The sequence below is a fragment of the Natronolimnohabitans innermongolicus JCM 12255 genome (genome assembly GCF_000337215.1).
Taxonomy (GTDB): Archaea; Halobacteriota; Halobacteria; order Halobacteriales; family Natrialbaceae; genus Natronolimnohabitans; species Natronolimnohabitans innermongolicus.
The window spans coordinates 56,067-72,564 of sequence record NZ_AOHZ01000034.1; the positions used below are offsets into that span (position 1 = coordinate 56,067).

Below are 16,498 nucleotides of genomic sequence, written 5' to 3' on the forward strand. Positions count from 1 at the left end.
GTATCTCGCACGACGCGTAAAACCTATCACAACTTTAGGATTTCAACAGAGCCGCTGAACTGGTTTTGTCCGAGAAGTTGAGCTCGTCCGGGAAGCTGGTCCTGTTCGAGAAACTGGTCTCGTCCAAGAACGTACTCCCGAGGTCGAAGACACTCACACCCCAGGTGTCGAGTGTAGAGTGGGAAAATCAGCGTCGGTAGCGCCTAAATGGACGGCCTAGATACATGGTTGGAAGAGTCGAGGAAGAGTCGAAGTGGTGTCGAGAGTACGACGAGAACCACACACGCAAGCCACTAGCTGCAGTGCGGATATGGTTTCTAGCCCTATTTAATAAATCTATCCATATTAAAGATCGATGTTTTGATGTGTGTATTCAATCGAAACCAGGTAATCTCTCTACCCCACAGGTACACAGACGCTACACCCCCATTTCACCACTCTACACTCGACACCCGGGGTGTGGGCGTCCCATAACCCAACGAACAGCTTCAGCCACGACTCGACACAACTCGACACACGATCAGAACTACCACCCAGCCACCCCCTGAACGAAACCCGAACCATCATCAGACACACCCGACACGAAACCCGAACCAGCGATCCACATCGCCGACGCCGTCTCGGTGTTCACTCGAGGGCCGCCTCGACCAGTTCGATCGGCGTCGGCGGTTCCTCGTCGGCTCCAGGGCGGTTCTCGAGTTGGGTTCGACACGACGCGCCGGGAGCGACGACGCGTTCACCGTCGCTGTCGTCGACCTGGTCGTACAGGATCGATGCGATGGCGTCGCTCATCGAGGCGTGTTCGGCCTCGTAGCCGAAGCTGCCGGCCATTCCACAGCAGCCCGAATCCAGCGGGTCGACGGCGTAGCCGGCGCGCCGGAGCACGCCGACCGCGTGGTGATCTTTCTTCGTGGCCTTCTGGTGGCAGTGGCCGTGGTAGACGAGCCTTCCGTCGGTCGCCGCGTCGTCACCGGTCGCCGCATCTCCACCAGTTGCCCCACCGCCACCGGACACCGAGCCATCGAACGCCATCTTCTCGTCCAGTCGAAACGTATCGATGTACTCGCAGACGCCGTAGGTTGCACCCGCCACCCGCTCTACGTCCGCACCCGAGAGCAGGTCGCCGTAATCGAGCTGGAACATGACCGCGTCCGAAGGTTCGACGACGACAATCTCCCAGCCCTCCTCGACGAGCGGTGCGAGCGCGTCGACGTTTTCCCGCGCTGTCTCTCGAGCCCGATCGAGAAAGCCCTTCGAAAACGCGGGACGGCCGGTATCGCCGAGGTCGTCCGGAACCTGCACGTGGACGCCGGCGGCCTCGAGGACGCGCACGGCGGCCCGGCCGGCCGCGGGATGGCTGTAATTGGTGTAGGTGTCGGGGTAGAGGACGACCTTCCGATCGGCCTCGGCTCGGCCCACTTGCGGCCCACCGCGTCGGGTTCGCGACTCCGCGCTCGAGGGGCGCTCATCCGACCTCGTTTCGACCTGCCGTGACCCGCCGTCTCCTCGAGGCGCTTCACCGCTTCGCGTCCGTTCAACTCCCCCTGTTTCTTCGACCCGCCGCGTCTCGAACCAGTCCCGAAACGTCTCGGCGTGGAACGTCGGCAGCGGTCGACTCGAATCGATGCCGATCGTGGCCTCGAGCGCCGAGCGAGCGCCGGGAACTTTCGCCATCGCGTTCGAGAGCGGAGCGAACCTCGAGCCCCACTTCGAGAGCGTGGCGACGTTCGCGAAGAGTCGGTCGCGCAGCGTGGCGCCGTGTCGCTTGTGGTGTTCGTGGCTGACCTCGGCTTTGAGCTTCGCCATGTCGACTTCGCTGGGACAGTCGACGGCACAACCCTTGCAGCCGATACACAGACCCATCACCTCTTCGACGAACTCGTCGGAGAACGCCTCCTCGGGACCCATCTCCCCGCTCATCACCTGCCGAAGCGCGTTCGCTCGGCCACGGGTCGCCGTGATCTCCTCGCGACTGGCGCGGTAGGTAGGACACATCACGCCGCCGGTGGTCTCCTGCTCGCCGCGACAGCCGCCACAGCCGTGACAGAGTTCGACCATCCCCTGGAAGCCGTTGTCGTTCGCCCAGTTCAGTTCGGGCTCGAAGCCGGCCGTGAACTCGTAGTCGGGATCGAATCGCAGGTGCTCGCGCAGGTCGGTCGGCTCCGCATCCCGGAACACGACCTGTCCGGGATTGAGTAGCCAGTCGGGATCGAAGGCGGACTTCAGGTCCTGAAACGTCTCCCAGAGCTCCTCGCCGTAGCGCTTCCGATTCCACTGGGTGCGGGCGCGGCCGTCGCCGTGCTCGCCAGAGACCGATCCGCCCAACTCGACGACGAGATCCGTCACGTCGTCCGCGATACCGTGTAGCTGGTCGAGTCCGATCTCGGTCTTCGTGTTGACCAGCGGCCGAATGTGGAGCACGCCGGGACCGGCGTGGGCGTAAAAGGATGCATAGGTGTCGTGTTCCTCGAGAATCTCCTCGAACGCCGCGACGAATTCGGGGAGTTTCGTCGGTGGAATCGCCGTATCCTCGATGAAGGAGACGTGCTTCTCGTCGGTCGTCCGCGAGAGCAAGATCGGGAGCCCCGACTTGCGAAGCTTCCAGAGCTGGGCGCGCTCTTCTCGGTCGTAGGCCTCGAGCGCCTCGAGTGCGAGCGGATCGGCGTTCGTCGTCGTTGTCGTCGCTCCGTCCGGAACGGCCCCCGCCGGCGTCGCCGACGGGACGCGATCGGCAAGCAGTTCGGCAACCCGTTCCTTCCCGTGGGCGCTATCCTCCGCGTAGAACTCCACCAGGAGCGTGGCGTTGGTCCCGTCGGGAAGGATCTCGGTGACAGGACCGAACTCCGCCGTCTCCCGAGCCAGATCGATTAGCACGTCGTCTAACACCTCGACGGCGGCCGGATCGTGCTCGAGGATCGGCGCGACATCTCGCATCGCCTCGTGGAGGTCGGGATAACACAGCAAGGCGACGGCCTTGGTCTCGGGAACGGGCTCGAGCGACACCGTCGCCTCGGTGACGATCGCGAGGGTTCCTTCGCTGCCGGCGAGCAGGCGCGCGAGGTTGACGGTGCCCGGCTCGCCGGTCGCTTCCCCGCCCGGCAGGTCCTCGCCGCGGGCCTCGGCGACGAGTCGGTCGAGGTTGTAACCGGAGACGTTGCGCTTGAGGTCGGGATACGCGTCTTCGATCAGGTCCGCGTCCTCCTCGAGGATGCGCTCGATTTCGGCGTAGATTCGCCCCTCCAGGTCGCCGTCGGACTCGGCGCGCTCGCCGATCTCCGCGACGGTCACCTCGCCGAACGTCGTCACGGTACCGTCGGCGAGGACGGCTTCTACGTCCTCGATGTACGCGTCCGTCTTGCCGTACTGAAGGGAGTGAGAGCCCGTCGAGTTGTTCCCGATCGCGCCGCCGATGGCGCTTTTGTCCCCCCACGCCGGGTCGGGAGCGAACTTCAGACCGTGCGGGGAGCAGGCCTCGTTCAGCGTTCCGAGGATCGTTCCCGGCTGGACCGTCGCCGTTCGCCCGTCCGGATCGATCTCGAGGATGTCGTTCATGTATCGGGTGAAATCGAGGACGACGGCGCGGTTGACCGTCTGCCCCGCGAGGCTCGTTCCGCCGCCGCGCGGGAGCACGGGGATCCCGCGTTGGGCGCAGTAGTCGACGACGGCGGCGACGTCGCTCGTCGCCGTCGGAAACGCGACCGCGATCGGCGTCACCTCGTAGGCGCTCGCGTCGGTCGCGTACAGTTCCCGGGAGTAGGTGTCACCCCGGACGTCGCAGTCGGCGACCCGCTCGAGGTCCGCGATCAGCGCCGGGCGGGTGACCTCGTCGCTTCGGTAGTCGTAGTTCGCACGACGATCGGCGGCCGGGTCGGCGCTCGGCTCGAGTGACATGCGTCCATCTAACGCATTGGGTAGCAAAAGCGTCGGCGTTGCCGAACCCGACTATCCGACGGCAGTGCAAGAACGTCGACGGCTCGGCCGGGAGGCCGGGAAGACAGCGGGCGACGACGACCGTCAGCCAGCGGCGACGTCGCTCGCTTCGATTTCTCCATAACAGTCGCTCGAGGCGTCCGTCTGTTGTCTCAGAACGTCTGTCCGATCCATCGGTTGTCTCTCATGCTGATCGGGCGCCGCTGACTGCCTCTGACACGGTGCGATAGCCTGTCCGGTCTGGTGGGACGGCGACCGGTGGCGCGATTCGGGACCGATCGCCGCGTTGTAGCACTGGTGGTGACCGAATGGATCGGGCCCCATCGCTTCGGTGTACGCCCCCGGGGCCACCGTCCGACGCGTGGACGGCACATCACCGTTCGGTCGGTGTCGATACAAGCGGAGTGCCTTACTAGTTGGGCTCGAACGCGGCGCTGTTGCCGTCGCTACCGAACGAATCGACTCGAAGACTGTCGCCGATAAACATACCTGATACACAGTATAGCGCGATATTAAATAGATTCGATCGACGACTCGAGCGACTCCGGACGGACTCGTCGTGGAACCGCGAATCGCGGGCGTGAGCCGTCGCTGAAGCGGTTGGTTCGCCAGGACCACCGCCGACCGCTCGAGCGGGTCAGGCGAGACGAATCGTGCAGTACAGTCGGTGTCGAGGGCGTACTCGACGGAAAACCGCTACGGAACGCGATCGGCACCCGAAATCGACGGCCGTCGAGAGGTTGGCCGTATTGACAGCAACTTGATTACTATCTGCGATCGCCTGCGGTCGTCCCGAGCCGGCGTCCAGCTCAGTCGTCCCAGTCGCCGCTCATCCCGACGCGCTCGCCGTTCTCCCAGACATAGTAGCCCTCGCCGCTTTTTTTGCCGAGCTTTCCGGCGCGGACCTTCCGGCGGAGCGACTGTGGCGGTTTGAACCGTTCGCCGAGTTCCTCGCGGAGGTGTTCGGCGATGTGCAGTCGGACGTCGAGTCCGACGTGGTCGGTCAGTTCGATCGGCCCCATCGGATGGCCGTAACCGATCTCCATCCCCTCGTCGATGTCGGCGGGGCTCGCGACGCCCTGTTCGACCATCCGAATCGCCTCGAGTCCGAGCGCGATGCCCAGCCGCGAGGTCGCGAAGCCGGCGGTGTCGCGGACGACGACGTCTTCCTTTTCGATGTCCCGCACGTAGTCAACGGCGAACGCTTCGGTTCGCTCGTCGGTTTGCTCGGCGACGATAATCTCGACGAGGTCCATGATGTGGGGCGGATTGAAGAAATGGAGGCCGACCGCGCGCTCGGGGTGCTCGAGCGCGCTCGCCATCTCCGTCACCGACAGCGAGGAGGTGTTCGAGGCGATGATCGTCTCCTCGTCCGCCGCGTCCTCGACGTCCGAGAAGACGTCCTTCTTCAGGTCCATGTCCTCCGGCACCGCCTCGACGACCAGGTCCGCGTCCTCGACCGCCGCCTCGAGGTCGGTCGTTCCCTCGATGCGCTTGAGGGCCGCCTCCATTTCTTCTTCGGTGAGTTTGTCCCGGTCGACGCCACCCTGGAGGTTGTTTCGAATCCCCTCGAGGCCGTCCTCGACGAGGTCCGACTCGATGTCCCGCAGGACGACGTCGTTGCCCGCCATCGCGGAGACCTGTGCGATTCCGTGGCCCATGCTCCCGGCTCCGAGGACTGCGATCTGCATGTTCGAAGCCACAGGGGAAACTATCAAAAGCGTTCCCTTTCGAACAACCGCCATCAGTGCGCTTCCGGACCGTTATGTCGCCGCTCGAGGTGAGCGACCACGGGGCGCGAACCGAGAAGCGCAGCAAGCTCCCCGACTGGCGGGTCTTGGGATTTCTGGGTGTAGCCGAGACGCGTCCGTCCACGGAAGCCGACGGAGAGGCGACGTCGCGATCACTGGCAACCAGGGACGCCACATCCTCCCCAGCCGATTCGCTCGTTCACTTCGCTCACTCGCTCATCCCTCGCGCAATTTCGTCGATCGTCCTTCGCTGTCGCTCGGAGACGATCGACAGCGCGCGCCACTGTGACGTCTCCGCGGCGTGCTGGGTTAGACACAATCCACGCTGTGCTTGATGGACACAATCCGTGCCGCCCTGGACACGAGGCCAGCCTCGGCAGTCGCTACCCGACCCACGGTTGCACGGTCGAATGACAAAGAACGGAGCTACTTTGGGCCCGCGGCGCGAGTCATACAGTACCAATGAGCGATCGCCAACCAGTCATCGTCGCGGCAGTTAGAACTCCGCAGGGAAAACACGGCGGCGTCTTCGCCGAAACCGGCAGCGAGGAGCTCTCGGTCCCGCTCGTAAACGAGATGCTCGAGCAAACCGGCCTCACCGGCGACGACGTCGACGATATCCGCTGGGGGTGTGCAAAGCAGGTCGACGAACAGAGCAACAACATCGCGCGCGTCATCGCACTCCTCTCGGAGTTAGGCGAGGGCGTTCCCGGGACGACCATCGACCGACTCTGTGCGTCCTCGGCGGAAGCGATCATGAGCGCCAGCGACGCCGTTCGCGCGGGCCAGCGTGACGTGATCGTCGCCGGCGGGGTCGAGAACATGTCCCGCAACGAGCGTCGCAAGGGGATCGACTCCTACGATGGCATCGCCGAGCAGTACGACGCTGCCGGCCTGCAGATGGGCCAGACCGCAGAGAAAGTCGCCCGCGAGTACGACATCTCCCGCGACCGGCAGGACGAGTACGGCGCTCGCAGCCAGCAACGCGCCGTCGAGGCGACCGAGGCGGGCAAGTACGACGACGAAATCGTTCCGATCGACACGGGCGAGCACGTCGTCGAAGAAGACGAGGGCCTCCGGCCGGGCACGACGAAAGAGAAGATCAGCGGCCTCCCGCCGGCCTTCGAGGAGGACGGCACCGTCACCGCGGCCAACGCCTCGCAGGTCTCCGACGGGGCCGCGGGCGTCATCGTCACGTCTCGAGAGTTCGCCGAGGAGAACGGTCTCGAGATCCGAGCTGAAATCGAGGGCCACAACGTCGCCGGCGTCGATCCGACGGTGATGGGTATCGGCCCCGTACCTGCAGTTCGTGGCATCTGGGAGCGAAACGGCCGCTCGGCAGCGGACTACGATCGCGTCGAACTCAACGAGGCCTTCGCCAGCCAGACGCTGTACTGTCAGGACGAACTCGGCTTCGACGACGACCAGTTCAACGTCAACGGCGGCGCGATCGCCATCGGCCACCCGCTCGGCGCCTCCGGCGCTCGCCTGCCGGTCTCGCTGATTCACGAACTCGAGCGCGAGGGCGGCGGCCTCGGGCTCTCGACGATGTGTGTCGGCTACGGGCAGGGCGCGGCAGTCGAGTTCCGGGTTCCGGAGCCGTAGTCGACAGCCGGCGACTCGAGGCCCCTGTTGTGCGGGCCGGCTCCAGCGTGGACACGGACGCGGTTCGGTCGTGAACAGAGATGCGACTCGAGGCGTCTACAGCGGTGACTCGAGCACAGAGATGTCCCTATCCGCTGTCCGAGAAAAACGGTACAATCGGGGGATCCGCTCTAGAGGATCTGGTCGGCGATGATGTTCTTCTGAATCTCGCTGGTACCCTCGTAGATCTTCGTGATGCGGGCGTCGCGGTAGTAGCGCTCGGCGGGGTAGTCCGTGACGTAGCCCGAGCCGCCGTGGACCTGGATACCCTCGTCGGCGACTTCGACGGAGATCTCGGAGGCGAACAGCTTCGCCATGCTCGAGTACTGCGCGGCGATATCCTGGTTGTTCTTCTCGACCTCCGAGGCGGCGCGGTAGGTCAGCGAGCGGGCGGCCTCGACCTTGGTGGCCATCTCGGCGATCTTGTGCTCGATGGCCTGGAACTCGGAGATCTTCTGGTCGAACTGCTCGCGCTCGTTGGCGTACTCGATGGCGGCGTCCAGGGCACCCTGTGCGGCGCCGACGGCCTGGGCGGCGACGTTAGTTCGGCCGGAGGCGAAGAACTCCATCAGCTGGTAGAAGCCCTTGTCGACCTCACCGATGACGTTCTCCTCGGGAATGCGGACGTCGTCGATGATGACCTCCGCGAGGTCGGAGGCACGAATACCGAGCTTGTTGTCGATCTTCTCGGTCTTGATGCCGTCCCAGTCCATCTCGACGAGGAAGGCGGTGATGCCGCGGTGGCCCTCGTCGGGGCTGGTTTTGGCCATAAGGACGCCGACGTCGGCGACCGTGCCGTTGGTGATCCACATCTTGTTGCCGTTGGCGACGTACTCGTCGCCGTCCTTCTCGGCGACGGTCTCCATTCCGGCGACGTTCGAGCCGTGTGCGGGCTCGGAGATCATCGACACGGACGCGATCTCACCGTTTGCGATCTTGGGCAGGTACTCCTCTTTCATCCACTCGTCGCCGAACTCGATGATCATGTTCGAGCCGAAGCCGGCACTACCGATGGCCGAACCGATTCCCGGGTCGGCACGCCAGAGTTCCTCGGTGACGATGGTACTGGCGATCTTGTCCATCCCGGCACCGTCGTACTCGAGTGGGATACTCGGCGAGACGAAGTCGTACTCGGCCGCCTTCTTGCGGAGTTCTTCCGGATACTTGTGTTCCTGGTCGTGTTCCTCGGCGACCGGAGCGATCTCGTTTTCACCGAACTCGCGGACGGCTTCGCGAATCGCTTCGTGTTCGTCGGACAGCGTGAATGCCATATCGCATTGATTGTGGACCGGTACCAAAATAGCTTCGATTCATTCAACAGACGCAACGAAAAACACACGCAAATCTAACGCTGTAAAGACCATCGCCTATCTGCGAATACTCTGTTCGACCAGTGTGTGGGTGTCTCTCCCACATGAGGCCGACGGCACTCGAGACCGGGAGACCGAGACTGGAACCGATATCGTGTCAGCCCACAGAGGTTCGGAACAGTCGCGGTACGTCACCGCGACTCGAGCGGCTCCGTCTCGCCTACGCTTCGGTTTCGCCCCCGTCTTCGTCGCGAATCTTGAACTTCTGGACCTTGCCGGTCGTCGTCCGCGGCAGCTCCTCGACGAACTCGACCTCGCGCGGGTGTTTGTACTCTGCCATGTTCTCGAGGCAGTACTGTTTGATCCCCTCGGGCGTCGTCTCGGCGTCCGGCGTGGGAACGATAAACGCCTTGACGGTCTCGCCACGTCTGTCGTCCGGGATTCCGACCACCGCGGCGTCGGCGACGTCCTCGTGCTCGAAGAGCAACTCCTCGACTTCGCGCGGGTAGACGTTGTAGCCGCCGGTGACGATCATGTGTTTCTCGCGGTCGACGACGAAGAAGAAGTCGTCCTCGTCCCAGTAGCAGACGTCGCCGGTGTGGAACCACGTCGTACCGTTCTCGTCGGTAAAGGCCTCCTCGTTGGCCTCGGGCAGCCCGTAGTAGCCTTTCATCACGTTCGGTCCAGAGACGACGAGTTCGCCCGTGATCTTGCGGAGGTCGGCTTCCTCCTCGTCGATCGGCCCCTCCTCGACACGGGGGACCGTTTCGAACGCCTCGTCGACGACTTTCGCGTCGACGCCCTCGAGCGGTTTTCCGATCGAGCCCTTCCGGCGGGCCTCGCCGCGGTTGGCGTGGGTGACCGGACTCGTTTCGGTCAGGCCGTACCCCTCGTAGAGTGCGACGCCGTAGAGTTCCTCGAACGTCTCCAGTACCTCGAGTGGGAGACTCGAACCGCCGGAGTTGACGAACCGAAGCGCCTCGAACTCGTACTCGTCGGCGTCGGGCTGGTTGATCATGTCGTTGAACATCGCCGGAACGCCAAACATGATCGAGATCTCCGCCTCCTCGAGCAGGCTCATCACTTCGGAAGCGTCCCACTCGGGGACGGGGTAGTAGGTGCCGCCGCTGTACATGGCGCCGTTCATGACGACGGACATGCCGTAGATGTGGAACAGCGGCAGGGTGCCGACGAGTCGGTCCGAAGCCTGAAAGCCGCCCGGCGGGACGTCGGCGTTGGCGCGGGTCGTCCAGCCGATGTTCTCGTGGGTCAGCAAGACGCCTTTCGGCGTCCCCGTCGTTCCCGAAGTGTAGGGCTGGACCGCGACGTCGTCGTCCGCGCGCTCGGCGATTCCCGCGGTGTCGTCGGCGAGGAAGTCCTCGAACGCGGTGGCGCCGTCGACGTCGGCGCCCACACTGACGACCTGTTCGACGTCGGTGTCCTCGAGCACGTCGACGACGTTGGGGACGTTGTCGGCCAGCGAGACGACCGCCTTCGCGCCGCTGTCGTCCAGCAGGTGGCTGATCTCGCGGGTCTTGTACTGCGGGTTCATCGGGACGACGATCCCGCCGGCGCGCAGCGTGCCGTAGAAGGCCGTCACGAACTGCGGGAGGTTCGGCAGGTAGATCCCGACGCGGTCGCCCTCGCCGATGCCGCGGTCCTCGAGGGCCTGTGCGAACTGTCCGGCCCGCTCCCAGAACTGCTCGTAGGTGAGTTCCGTGTCGTCGTAGACGATCGCGGGAGAGTCGCCGTATTCGTCGACGGTTTCGCCGACGTCTGTCACGAGGTTCGTCATCGGTATAGACGGTCATCTGAGCGGTACAAAAGAATTGTTACTTACGCGAATTCGAGGCGCGAGCCGACGTCGAAACGACGGTCGACTCGAGGTGGTATCGACGTGAGAGAACAAAAAACGGGACGGCGCGCTCAGTCGACCTCGTAGGACGGCTCGGTCGGTCCGCTGGTCTCGGGGTCGTAACCGACGACGACGTTAGCGTAGCCCAGCGCACCCGCGATGAGCAGCCCGCCGGCGAGTTGCACGGCGAGATCGAGCAGCGGCGTTACCGTGAGCAGCGGCGTCAGCGTCGTCGCGCCGAACATCGCGGCGAACGCGGCGACGAGGTAGAGCCCTCGAGCCGGAAGCGAGAGGGAGTGGGCTCCGTCGAATCCGATTGTCGAGACGACCAGCGCAATCGTTCCGGCGAGAACGAGCGGGAACGCGAGCAGCGTCTCGGGGAACGACCAGTAGATGAGGCTGTCGTTCGCGATGAAGGCGAACGGGATGACAAACCCGGGTGCGCCGATACGCAGCGCCTGAACACTGGCCCGCGGGAAGCTCGCGCCCGCGATGTTCGATCCGATCGCGACCGAGACGGCGACCGGCGGCGTGATCGCCGACAGCATCGCGAAGTAGAACACGAACATGTGAGCGGTGATCGGCTGAACGTCCATTGCGATGACGCTCGGGACGATCAGCATCGCGACGAGCAGGTACGCTGCCGGCGTCGGCATGCCCAGTCCGAAGAGGATACTCGCGATCATCGCCATCAGGAGCAGGACGATCAGCACGCCACCGGAGAGCGCGACCATCTCCTGACTGAGCCGTCCGGCGAAACCGGTTCCATCGACCATCTGGAGAACGACGCCGAGCGACGCCAGAATGCCGACGAGCGGCGCCATTTCGACGGCTCCCTGTTTGAATCCGTCGAGCGTCTGTTTCGTGCTTCGCAGGATCGAGAACACTGTCTCGACCGCGATCCGCCGCATCGATCCGAGGTCGGAGAGCGTCCCGCTGACGCCGGAAACGGTAGCACGAGCGCCGCGTCCCAACACTGCGGCGAGCGTGGTTGTACCGACTCGAGTGCGCGCGACGATGCCGGACTCGCGATCGGTCGACCGACGCTCGAGTTCGTCGTCGAGCGCTGCTTGCGCCCGCGTATCGGCGTCGAAGACGTCGACGAGCGCGTTGCGAACGTACATGACCGCGACGATCGTCGCGATCGTGTACAGTCCGGCCGCAAGCGGCGTGTATCGGAGGACGATCAACGTATAGAGCAGTACTCCCAGCGGGATCAGGAAGTGAACGCCTTTGAGCAGCGAGAGGTACTCGAACGATTCGCGTTCGTCGGTCGTCCAGCCGAACTTGAGCACGATCAGGTAGATCGCGACGCCGACGCTAACGTAGAACAGGGCTGCAGGAATAACCCCTGCCTGAACGATCGACAGATAGGACACGCCGAGAATGTCCGCCATCAAGAACGCCGCGACACCCATCACCGGCGGGAGCATCTGTCCGCCCGAGGAGGCGACGGCTTCGATCGCGGCCGCGAAGTCGTCGCGAATGCCTTGCTCTTTGATCATCGGAATCGTGAAGCTACCGGTCGTCGCGGTGTTGGCCGCAGCGCTTCCGGTAATGGAACCCATGATCATACTCGCGACGACGGCGATCTGGACGACGCCAGATCGGAGGCTCTTCCCGAGCTCGCTGCCGACGTTGAGAACGAAATCGAGTGCGCCGTACACTTTGGCGATACCCGCAAACATGATGAAGATGGCGACCCACGTCGATCCGACGTCGAGAATGAAGCCGTACGTTCCCTGGATGCCGATGGCCCCCTCGCGAGCGATTCGTTCGATCGACCACCCGCCATGGTTGAGGAGTCCAGGGAGGAGCGGTCCAGCGAACGCGTACACGAGCGAGAGAACGACGACCGACGTGAAGATGTAGCCGAACGCGCGCCGGGTCGCATCCGTGACGAGGAAGATTATCAGTATCCCCATCACGATATCGAGCGTCGTATTCGACAGCGCTCCATCCAGTCGATCGAAGTTGACGTGAACGTACCCGGTTGCGACGAGCGACGCGACTGCGAAGACGATCGCTATCGTCGACAGCAGATACGGGAGCCCCGACTCGAGTCGCGGCGAACTCGGAAGTGCTGATCCGAGTCGTCCGCCCGAAAGCGGATCCGATTCGAGCGCGTCCCTGGCCTCCATGAGATAGTACAGTGCCAGTCCGATCCCGAGGAAGATATTCACGTACTGTACCGGCTCGGTAAACGGCAACGCATACGCATAGTAGACCGTAAACGCGGTCAACGTGACCCCGAATACGTAAATAAGGGCGGTCAGAACGGCTGGCATCGTCACGTCCTCACGAGACGGCTTTCGAGATGCCACGTGTCGACGAACGGTAGCGATGGCGTTCATCGGTCGTTAGTCGCCGCGGACGAAGTCGTCGTCCCAAACGCCGAGCTCTTCGTAGAAATCCGCAGCCGCCGGATGGAACGGCATATCGTCGTACATCCGAGTCGTCCACCACTCGTCGTCCATGTAGTAGCTGAGGTACGGGTGGTCGTCTTCCATCTCTTCGCGGTACTCGTGAAGCGTCTCGAGGAACTCGTAGACGTAGTCGTACTCGAGGTCGTCACGGACCACGAAGTTGTACGGAATGTTAATCGCGAGCGCTTCGTCGGGCGCGTGAGCGTAGCCGTCGAGTTCGTCGGTCGTCATGTCGATGGTCCCCGTTGGAATCGAGTCGTCGGCCTCGAGTTCCTCGGCGATCTCGTCCGGCCACTCGAGAACGTACGTGTCGCTGTTGGACTTCATCTCCTCCACCCACGATGCTTCGAAGTCGAAGTTCGAAATCGTGACGACGCCGACGTCGAGCTGTCCTTCTTCGAACGAGCCCGACTGTTCGTCGTAGGCGATACTGTTTCGATCGTAGTCGTCCTCGTCGAGAACGTATTCGAGTGCGTCTGTAAGCGTTCGGGACGTCCCGGAATCTCCCGGGGTTGGCGAGATTCGACTTCCGGATTCGATGTCCTCGATAGAGGTCCACTCGTGGTACGTAACGAACAGCCACGGAAGGTCGTGGTAGTTGACGACCTGCTGAACGTCGAAATCGAGGTCGTCGAACGGCTCTTCGTCGGCGACTGCCGCGTCGGCAGAGCGGTTCTGCAGCATCGCAATGTCTGCTTCACCCCTGTCGAGTCGGCCGATATTGTCTTCGGTCCCGCTGCTCGGTTCTGCGCTGAGACCGATCTCGTCGGCGTTGTTATCGACGGTCGATGCGATCCCCTGACTCGCAGTATACGATCCGGTACCGGATTCGGCCGTGACCAGAACGAGATCGCTATCGTCACCGCCGTTTCCAAGGCTGGCATCGAGACATCCCGCAAACGCTGCCGTAGTACCAACACCGGCCGCCGCGAGGAACGATCGTCGTGACTGGCCGTTCGAGAAACGATTGGTTCGATCTACCATGGACATAGGATCTAACCTAATGCGTTATAATAGTATTTATATTCTTCATATAACTCACCACTCGTAAGATAAATCGAGTTAAGAGTTAACACTGATCAATATGCCGCTGCGGAGACAGCACGCCGGAAACTGAGATCGACGCCCGGTCTCGCGAGCACGGGTCAGCGTTCCAGCCGGTACGGATGCCAGCACCGATACCATAATACCTATTGTGCCCATTATGCACATAGAGAGTATGCTCGACTTCGTTAGCCTCGAGGAGGACTTAGACCAGGAAGAGCGCATGATCCGGGATACGGCCCGAGAGTTCGTCGACGAACACGTGCGCCCGGACATCGGCGACCACTACGAGAACGGCACGTTCCCGAAAGAGCTCATCCCCGAGATGGGCGAACTCGGCTTCTACGCCCCCAACCTCGAGGGGTACGGCTCGCCGAACGTCTCCGAGACGGCCTACGGGCTGTTGATGCAGGAACTCGAGGCGTGTGACTCGGGACTCAGATCGATGGCGTCGGTTCAGGGCGCGCTCGTGATGTACCCCATCCACGCCTACGGAAGCGAGGAACAGAAAGAAGAGTGGCTGCCCAAACTCGGACAGGGCGAGGCCGTCGGCTGCTTCGGTCTCACGGAGCCCGAACACGGCTCGAATCCGTCGGCGATGGAGACCCGCGCGGAGGAAGACGGCGACGGCTACGTGATAAACGGCTCGAAGACCTGGATCACGAACTCGCCGATCTCGGACGTCGCCGTCGTCTGGGCGCGCGACCAGACCGACCCCGACGCGCCGGTTCGGGGCTTCCTCGTCGAGACCGACCGCGACGGCGTCTCGACGAACAAGATCACCGAGAAGCTCTCGCTGCGCGCCTCGATCACCGGCGAGATCGGCCTCAACGACGTCTACGTCCCCGAGGAGAACGTCCTGCCGGGCGTCTCCGGCATGAAGGGGCCGCTGTCCTGTCTCACGCAGGCCCGCTACGGCATCGCCTGGGGCGCGATCGGCGCCGCGCGCGACTGCTTCGAGGAGGCCCGCCAGTACGCGAAAGATCGCGACCAGTTCGGCGGTCCGATCGGTCGGTTCCAGCTTCAACAGCGCAAACTCGCGGAGATGGGCACCCAGATCACCCTCGCCCAACTGCTCGCGTACCGCCTCGCCGAACTGAAAGAGCGCGGCGAGATGCGTCCCCAGCACGTCTCGATGGCCAAGCGAAACAACGTCCGCATGGCCCGCGATCAGGCGCGCATCGCCCGCGAGATGCTCGGCGGGAACGGCATCACGACGGACTACTCGCCGATGCGTCACATGGCCAACCTCGAGACGGTCTACACCTACGAGGGCACCCACGACATCCACACCCTCGTCCTCGGCGAGGAGTTCACGGGAATCCCGGCGTACGAATAACGCAACCGGTCGGCTCCGGCGGCGTTCTCGCCGCCACTCGAAGCGATCACACGCCAATCGACCTGCTGTTCTGCGATCGAGCGTGCAACGACGAACAGTGGCGACGATACCGATCGTGTCCGGTTTCGGGCGACGCCGAGAACCGTTCCACCGTTTCGGATGGTGAAACGGCTCGCGAACGACGGGGTTTTGTTCCGGATAGCACGAACTGTGTTTCACCATCCGGAACATTGATTGGCCGGTACTGCATAGCCATCTCATGGGCACGAACGACGGCACCGAAACCGGTGCGGGCGTCTCGACGACGCGAAAGACGTTCGAGATCCTCGAGGCGCTCAAAGAGGAAGAGGGGGTGACGATCACCGAACTGACGCGCCGGACCGATCTGAGCAAGAGTACCGCCTACCGGCACCTCGCGACGTTGACCGATATGGGGTACGTGATCGAACGCGACGGCGAGTACTACATCGGATTCCGGCTGGTCGAGATCAGCGAGCAGGCTCGAACCCGGAAGACGGGATACACGGCCGCCAAGCGCAAAGTGTTCGAACTCGGCCAGGAGACCGACGAACGGGCGGTGTTCATCGTCGAAGAGGCGTACGACGCCGTCTACGTCTATCGCCACGGGAGTCTCACGAACACGATGATCGGCAAACGGCGGCCGCTGCACTGCATGGCATCCGGCAAAGTGATTCTCGCCGAGTGGACCGACGACGAGGTCGACGCGTTCATCGACGCGCGGGGACTCGACGCGCACACGGACCACACTATTACGGATCGCGATTCCCTCTATGCGGAACTCGACCGGATCCGTGACCGCGGATACGCGACCAACAACGAAGAGTTCATGGAGGGGATGGGAGGCGTTGCCGTGCCCGTATTTACGCCCGACGACGAGTTGCTCGGCGCACTCGCCGTGTTCGGACCCGCGAGTCGGTTTACGGGCGAGTACGTTCACGACGAACTTCCGGACCGACTGCGGGACAAGGCCGGTGAGATCAGAGTCACGCTCGCCTACGGCTGAGAGGAGTCGCTGTCCCGCGTCGTCGGTGCACAACCGTCCACGAAGCGGATACCGACCGCAGTCAGCCCGAAACAGCGTCTCCACGTGACGCTTCGCGACCGGCTGTGGTGGGACCGCATGGTGAAACGAGAACGCGGCCGCCGAAACACCTTTGTTGACTTTCCGAATACGCACG

The 16,498-nt window shown here is 63.3% G+C and carries 9 protein-coding genes; 3 read left to right on the forward strand and 6 right to left on the reverse strand.

The features are described from left to right. Positions 1 to 627: 627 nt before the first annotated feature. Together C493_RS06610 and C493_RS06615 are read right to left on the reverse strand one after the other, a co-directional pair. Complete coding sequence (locus C493_RS06610; RefSeq protein WP_007258646.1) at positions 628 to 3,891, reverse strand: FAD-binding and (Fe-S)-binding domain-containing protein; 3,264 nt, start codon at positions 3,889 to 3,891, stop codon at positions 628 to 630. Positions 3,892 to 4,739: 848 nt separating this feature from the next. Next, positions 4,740 to 5,621 carry a 3-hydroxyacyl-CoA dehydrogenase family protein gene (locus C493_RS06615; protein WP_007258647.1) on the reverse strand — a complete coding sequence of 294 codons (882 nt, stop codon included), beginning with the start codon at positions 5,619 to 5,621 and terminating at the stop codon, positions 4,740 to 4,742. A gap of 522 nt (positions 5,622 to 6,143) precedes the next feature. Here C493_RS06615 and C493_RS06620 point away from each other — a divergent pair. Continuing rightward, a complete protein-coding gene (locus C493_RS06620) occupies positions 6,144 to 7,286 on the forward strand; it encodes a thiolase family protein (protein ID WP_007258648.1) in 1,143 nt (380 codons plus the stop codon). Positions 7,287 to 7,456: 170 nt separating this feature from the next. On the opposite strand, the gene C493_RS06625 is transcribed toward C493_RS06620, so the two are convergent. From C493_RS06625 to C493_RS06640, 4 genes are all read right to left on the reverse strand, one after another. Beyond that, positions 7,457 to 8,596 carry an acyl-CoA dehydrogenase family protein gene (locus C493_RS06625; protein WP_007258649.1) on the reverse strand — a complete coding sequence of 380 codons (1,140 nt, stop codon included), beginning with the start codon at positions 8,594 to 8,596 and terminating at the stop codon, positions 7,457 to 7,459. Between the two features lie 259 nt (positions 8,597 to 8,855). Beyond that, positions 8,856 to 10,430 carry a long-chain-fatty-acid--CoA ligase gene (locus C493_RS06630; protein WP_007258650.1) on the reverse strand — a complete coding sequence of 525 codons (1,575 nt, stop codon included), beginning with the start codon at positions 10,428 to 10,430 and terminating at the stop codon, positions 8,856 to 8,858. A 131-nt stretch (positions 10,431 to 10,561) separates the two neighbouring features. After that, positions 10,562 to 12,778 (reverse strand): TRAP transporter permease, encoded by a 2,217-nt coding sequence (locus C493_RS06635; RefSeq protein WP_206537587.1) that lies wholly within the window; start codon positions 12,776 to 12,778, stop codon positions 10,562 to 10,564. 72 nt (positions 12,779 to 12,850) lie between these two features. Further along, complete coding sequence (locus C493_RS06640) at positions 12,851 to 13,900, reverse strand: TAXI family TRAP transporter solute-binding subunit (RefSeq protein ID WP_007258652.1); 1,050 nt, start codon at positions 13,898 to 13,900, stop codon at positions 12,851 to 12,853. Between the two features lie 235 nt (positions 13,901 to 14,135). Between C493_RS06640 and C493_RS06645 the strand changes: the two genes are divergently transcribed. Next, a complete protein-coding gene (locus tag C493_RS06645; protein ID WP_007258653.1) occupies positions 14,136 to 15,299 on the forward strand; it encodes an acyl-CoA dehydrogenase family protein in 1,164 nt (387 codons plus the stop codon). Between the two features lie 259 nt (positions 15,300 to 15,558). Further along, positions 15,559 to 16,323: an IclR family transcriptional regulator gene (locus tag C493_RS06650; protein ID WP_007258654.1), complete on the forward strand. Its 765-nt coding sequence runs from the start codon at positions 15,559 to 15,561 to the stop codon at positions 16,321 to 16,323. The last annotated feature ends 175 nt before the right edge of the window (positions 16,324 to 16,498 follow it).

Bases quoted from the DNA above. Each gene is read 5' to 3' on its own strand.
- C493_RS06610 (WP_007258646.1), bottom strand. From the start codon at position 3,891: ATGTCACTCGAGCCGAGCGCCGACCCGGCCGCCGATCGTCGTGCGAAC.
- C493_RS06615 (WP_007258647.1), bottom strand. From the start codon at position 5,621: ATGCAGATCGCAGTCCTCGGAGCCGGGAGCATGGGCCACGGAATCGCA.
- C493_RS06620 (WP_007258648.1), top strand. From the start codon at position 6,144: ATGAGCGATCGCCAACCAGTCATCGTCGCGGCAGTTAGAACTCCGCAG.
- C493_RS06625 (WP_007258649.1), bottom strand. From the start codon at position 8,596: ATGGCATTCACGCTGTCCGACGAACACGAAGCGATTCGCGAAGCCGTC.
- C493_RS06630 (WP_007258650.1), bottom strand. From the start codon at position 10,430: ATGACGAACCTCGTGACAGACGTCGGCGAAACCGTCGACGAATACGGC.
- C493_RS06635 (WP_206537587.1), bottom strand. From the start codon at position 12,778: ATGCCAGCCGTTCTGACCGCCCTTATTTACGTATTCGGGGTCACGTTG.
- C493_RS06640 (WP_007258652.1), bottom strand. From the start codon at position 13,900: ATGGTAGATCGAACCAATCGTTTCTCGAACGGCCAGTCACGACGATCG.
- C493_RS06645 (WP_007258653.1), top strand. From the start codon at position 14,136: ATGCTCGACTTCGTTAGCCTCGAGGAGGACTTAGACCAGGAAGAGCGC.
- C493_RS06650 (WP_007258654.1), top strand. From the start codon at position 15,559: ATGGGCACGAACGACGGCACCGAAACCGGTGCGGGCGTCTCGACGACG.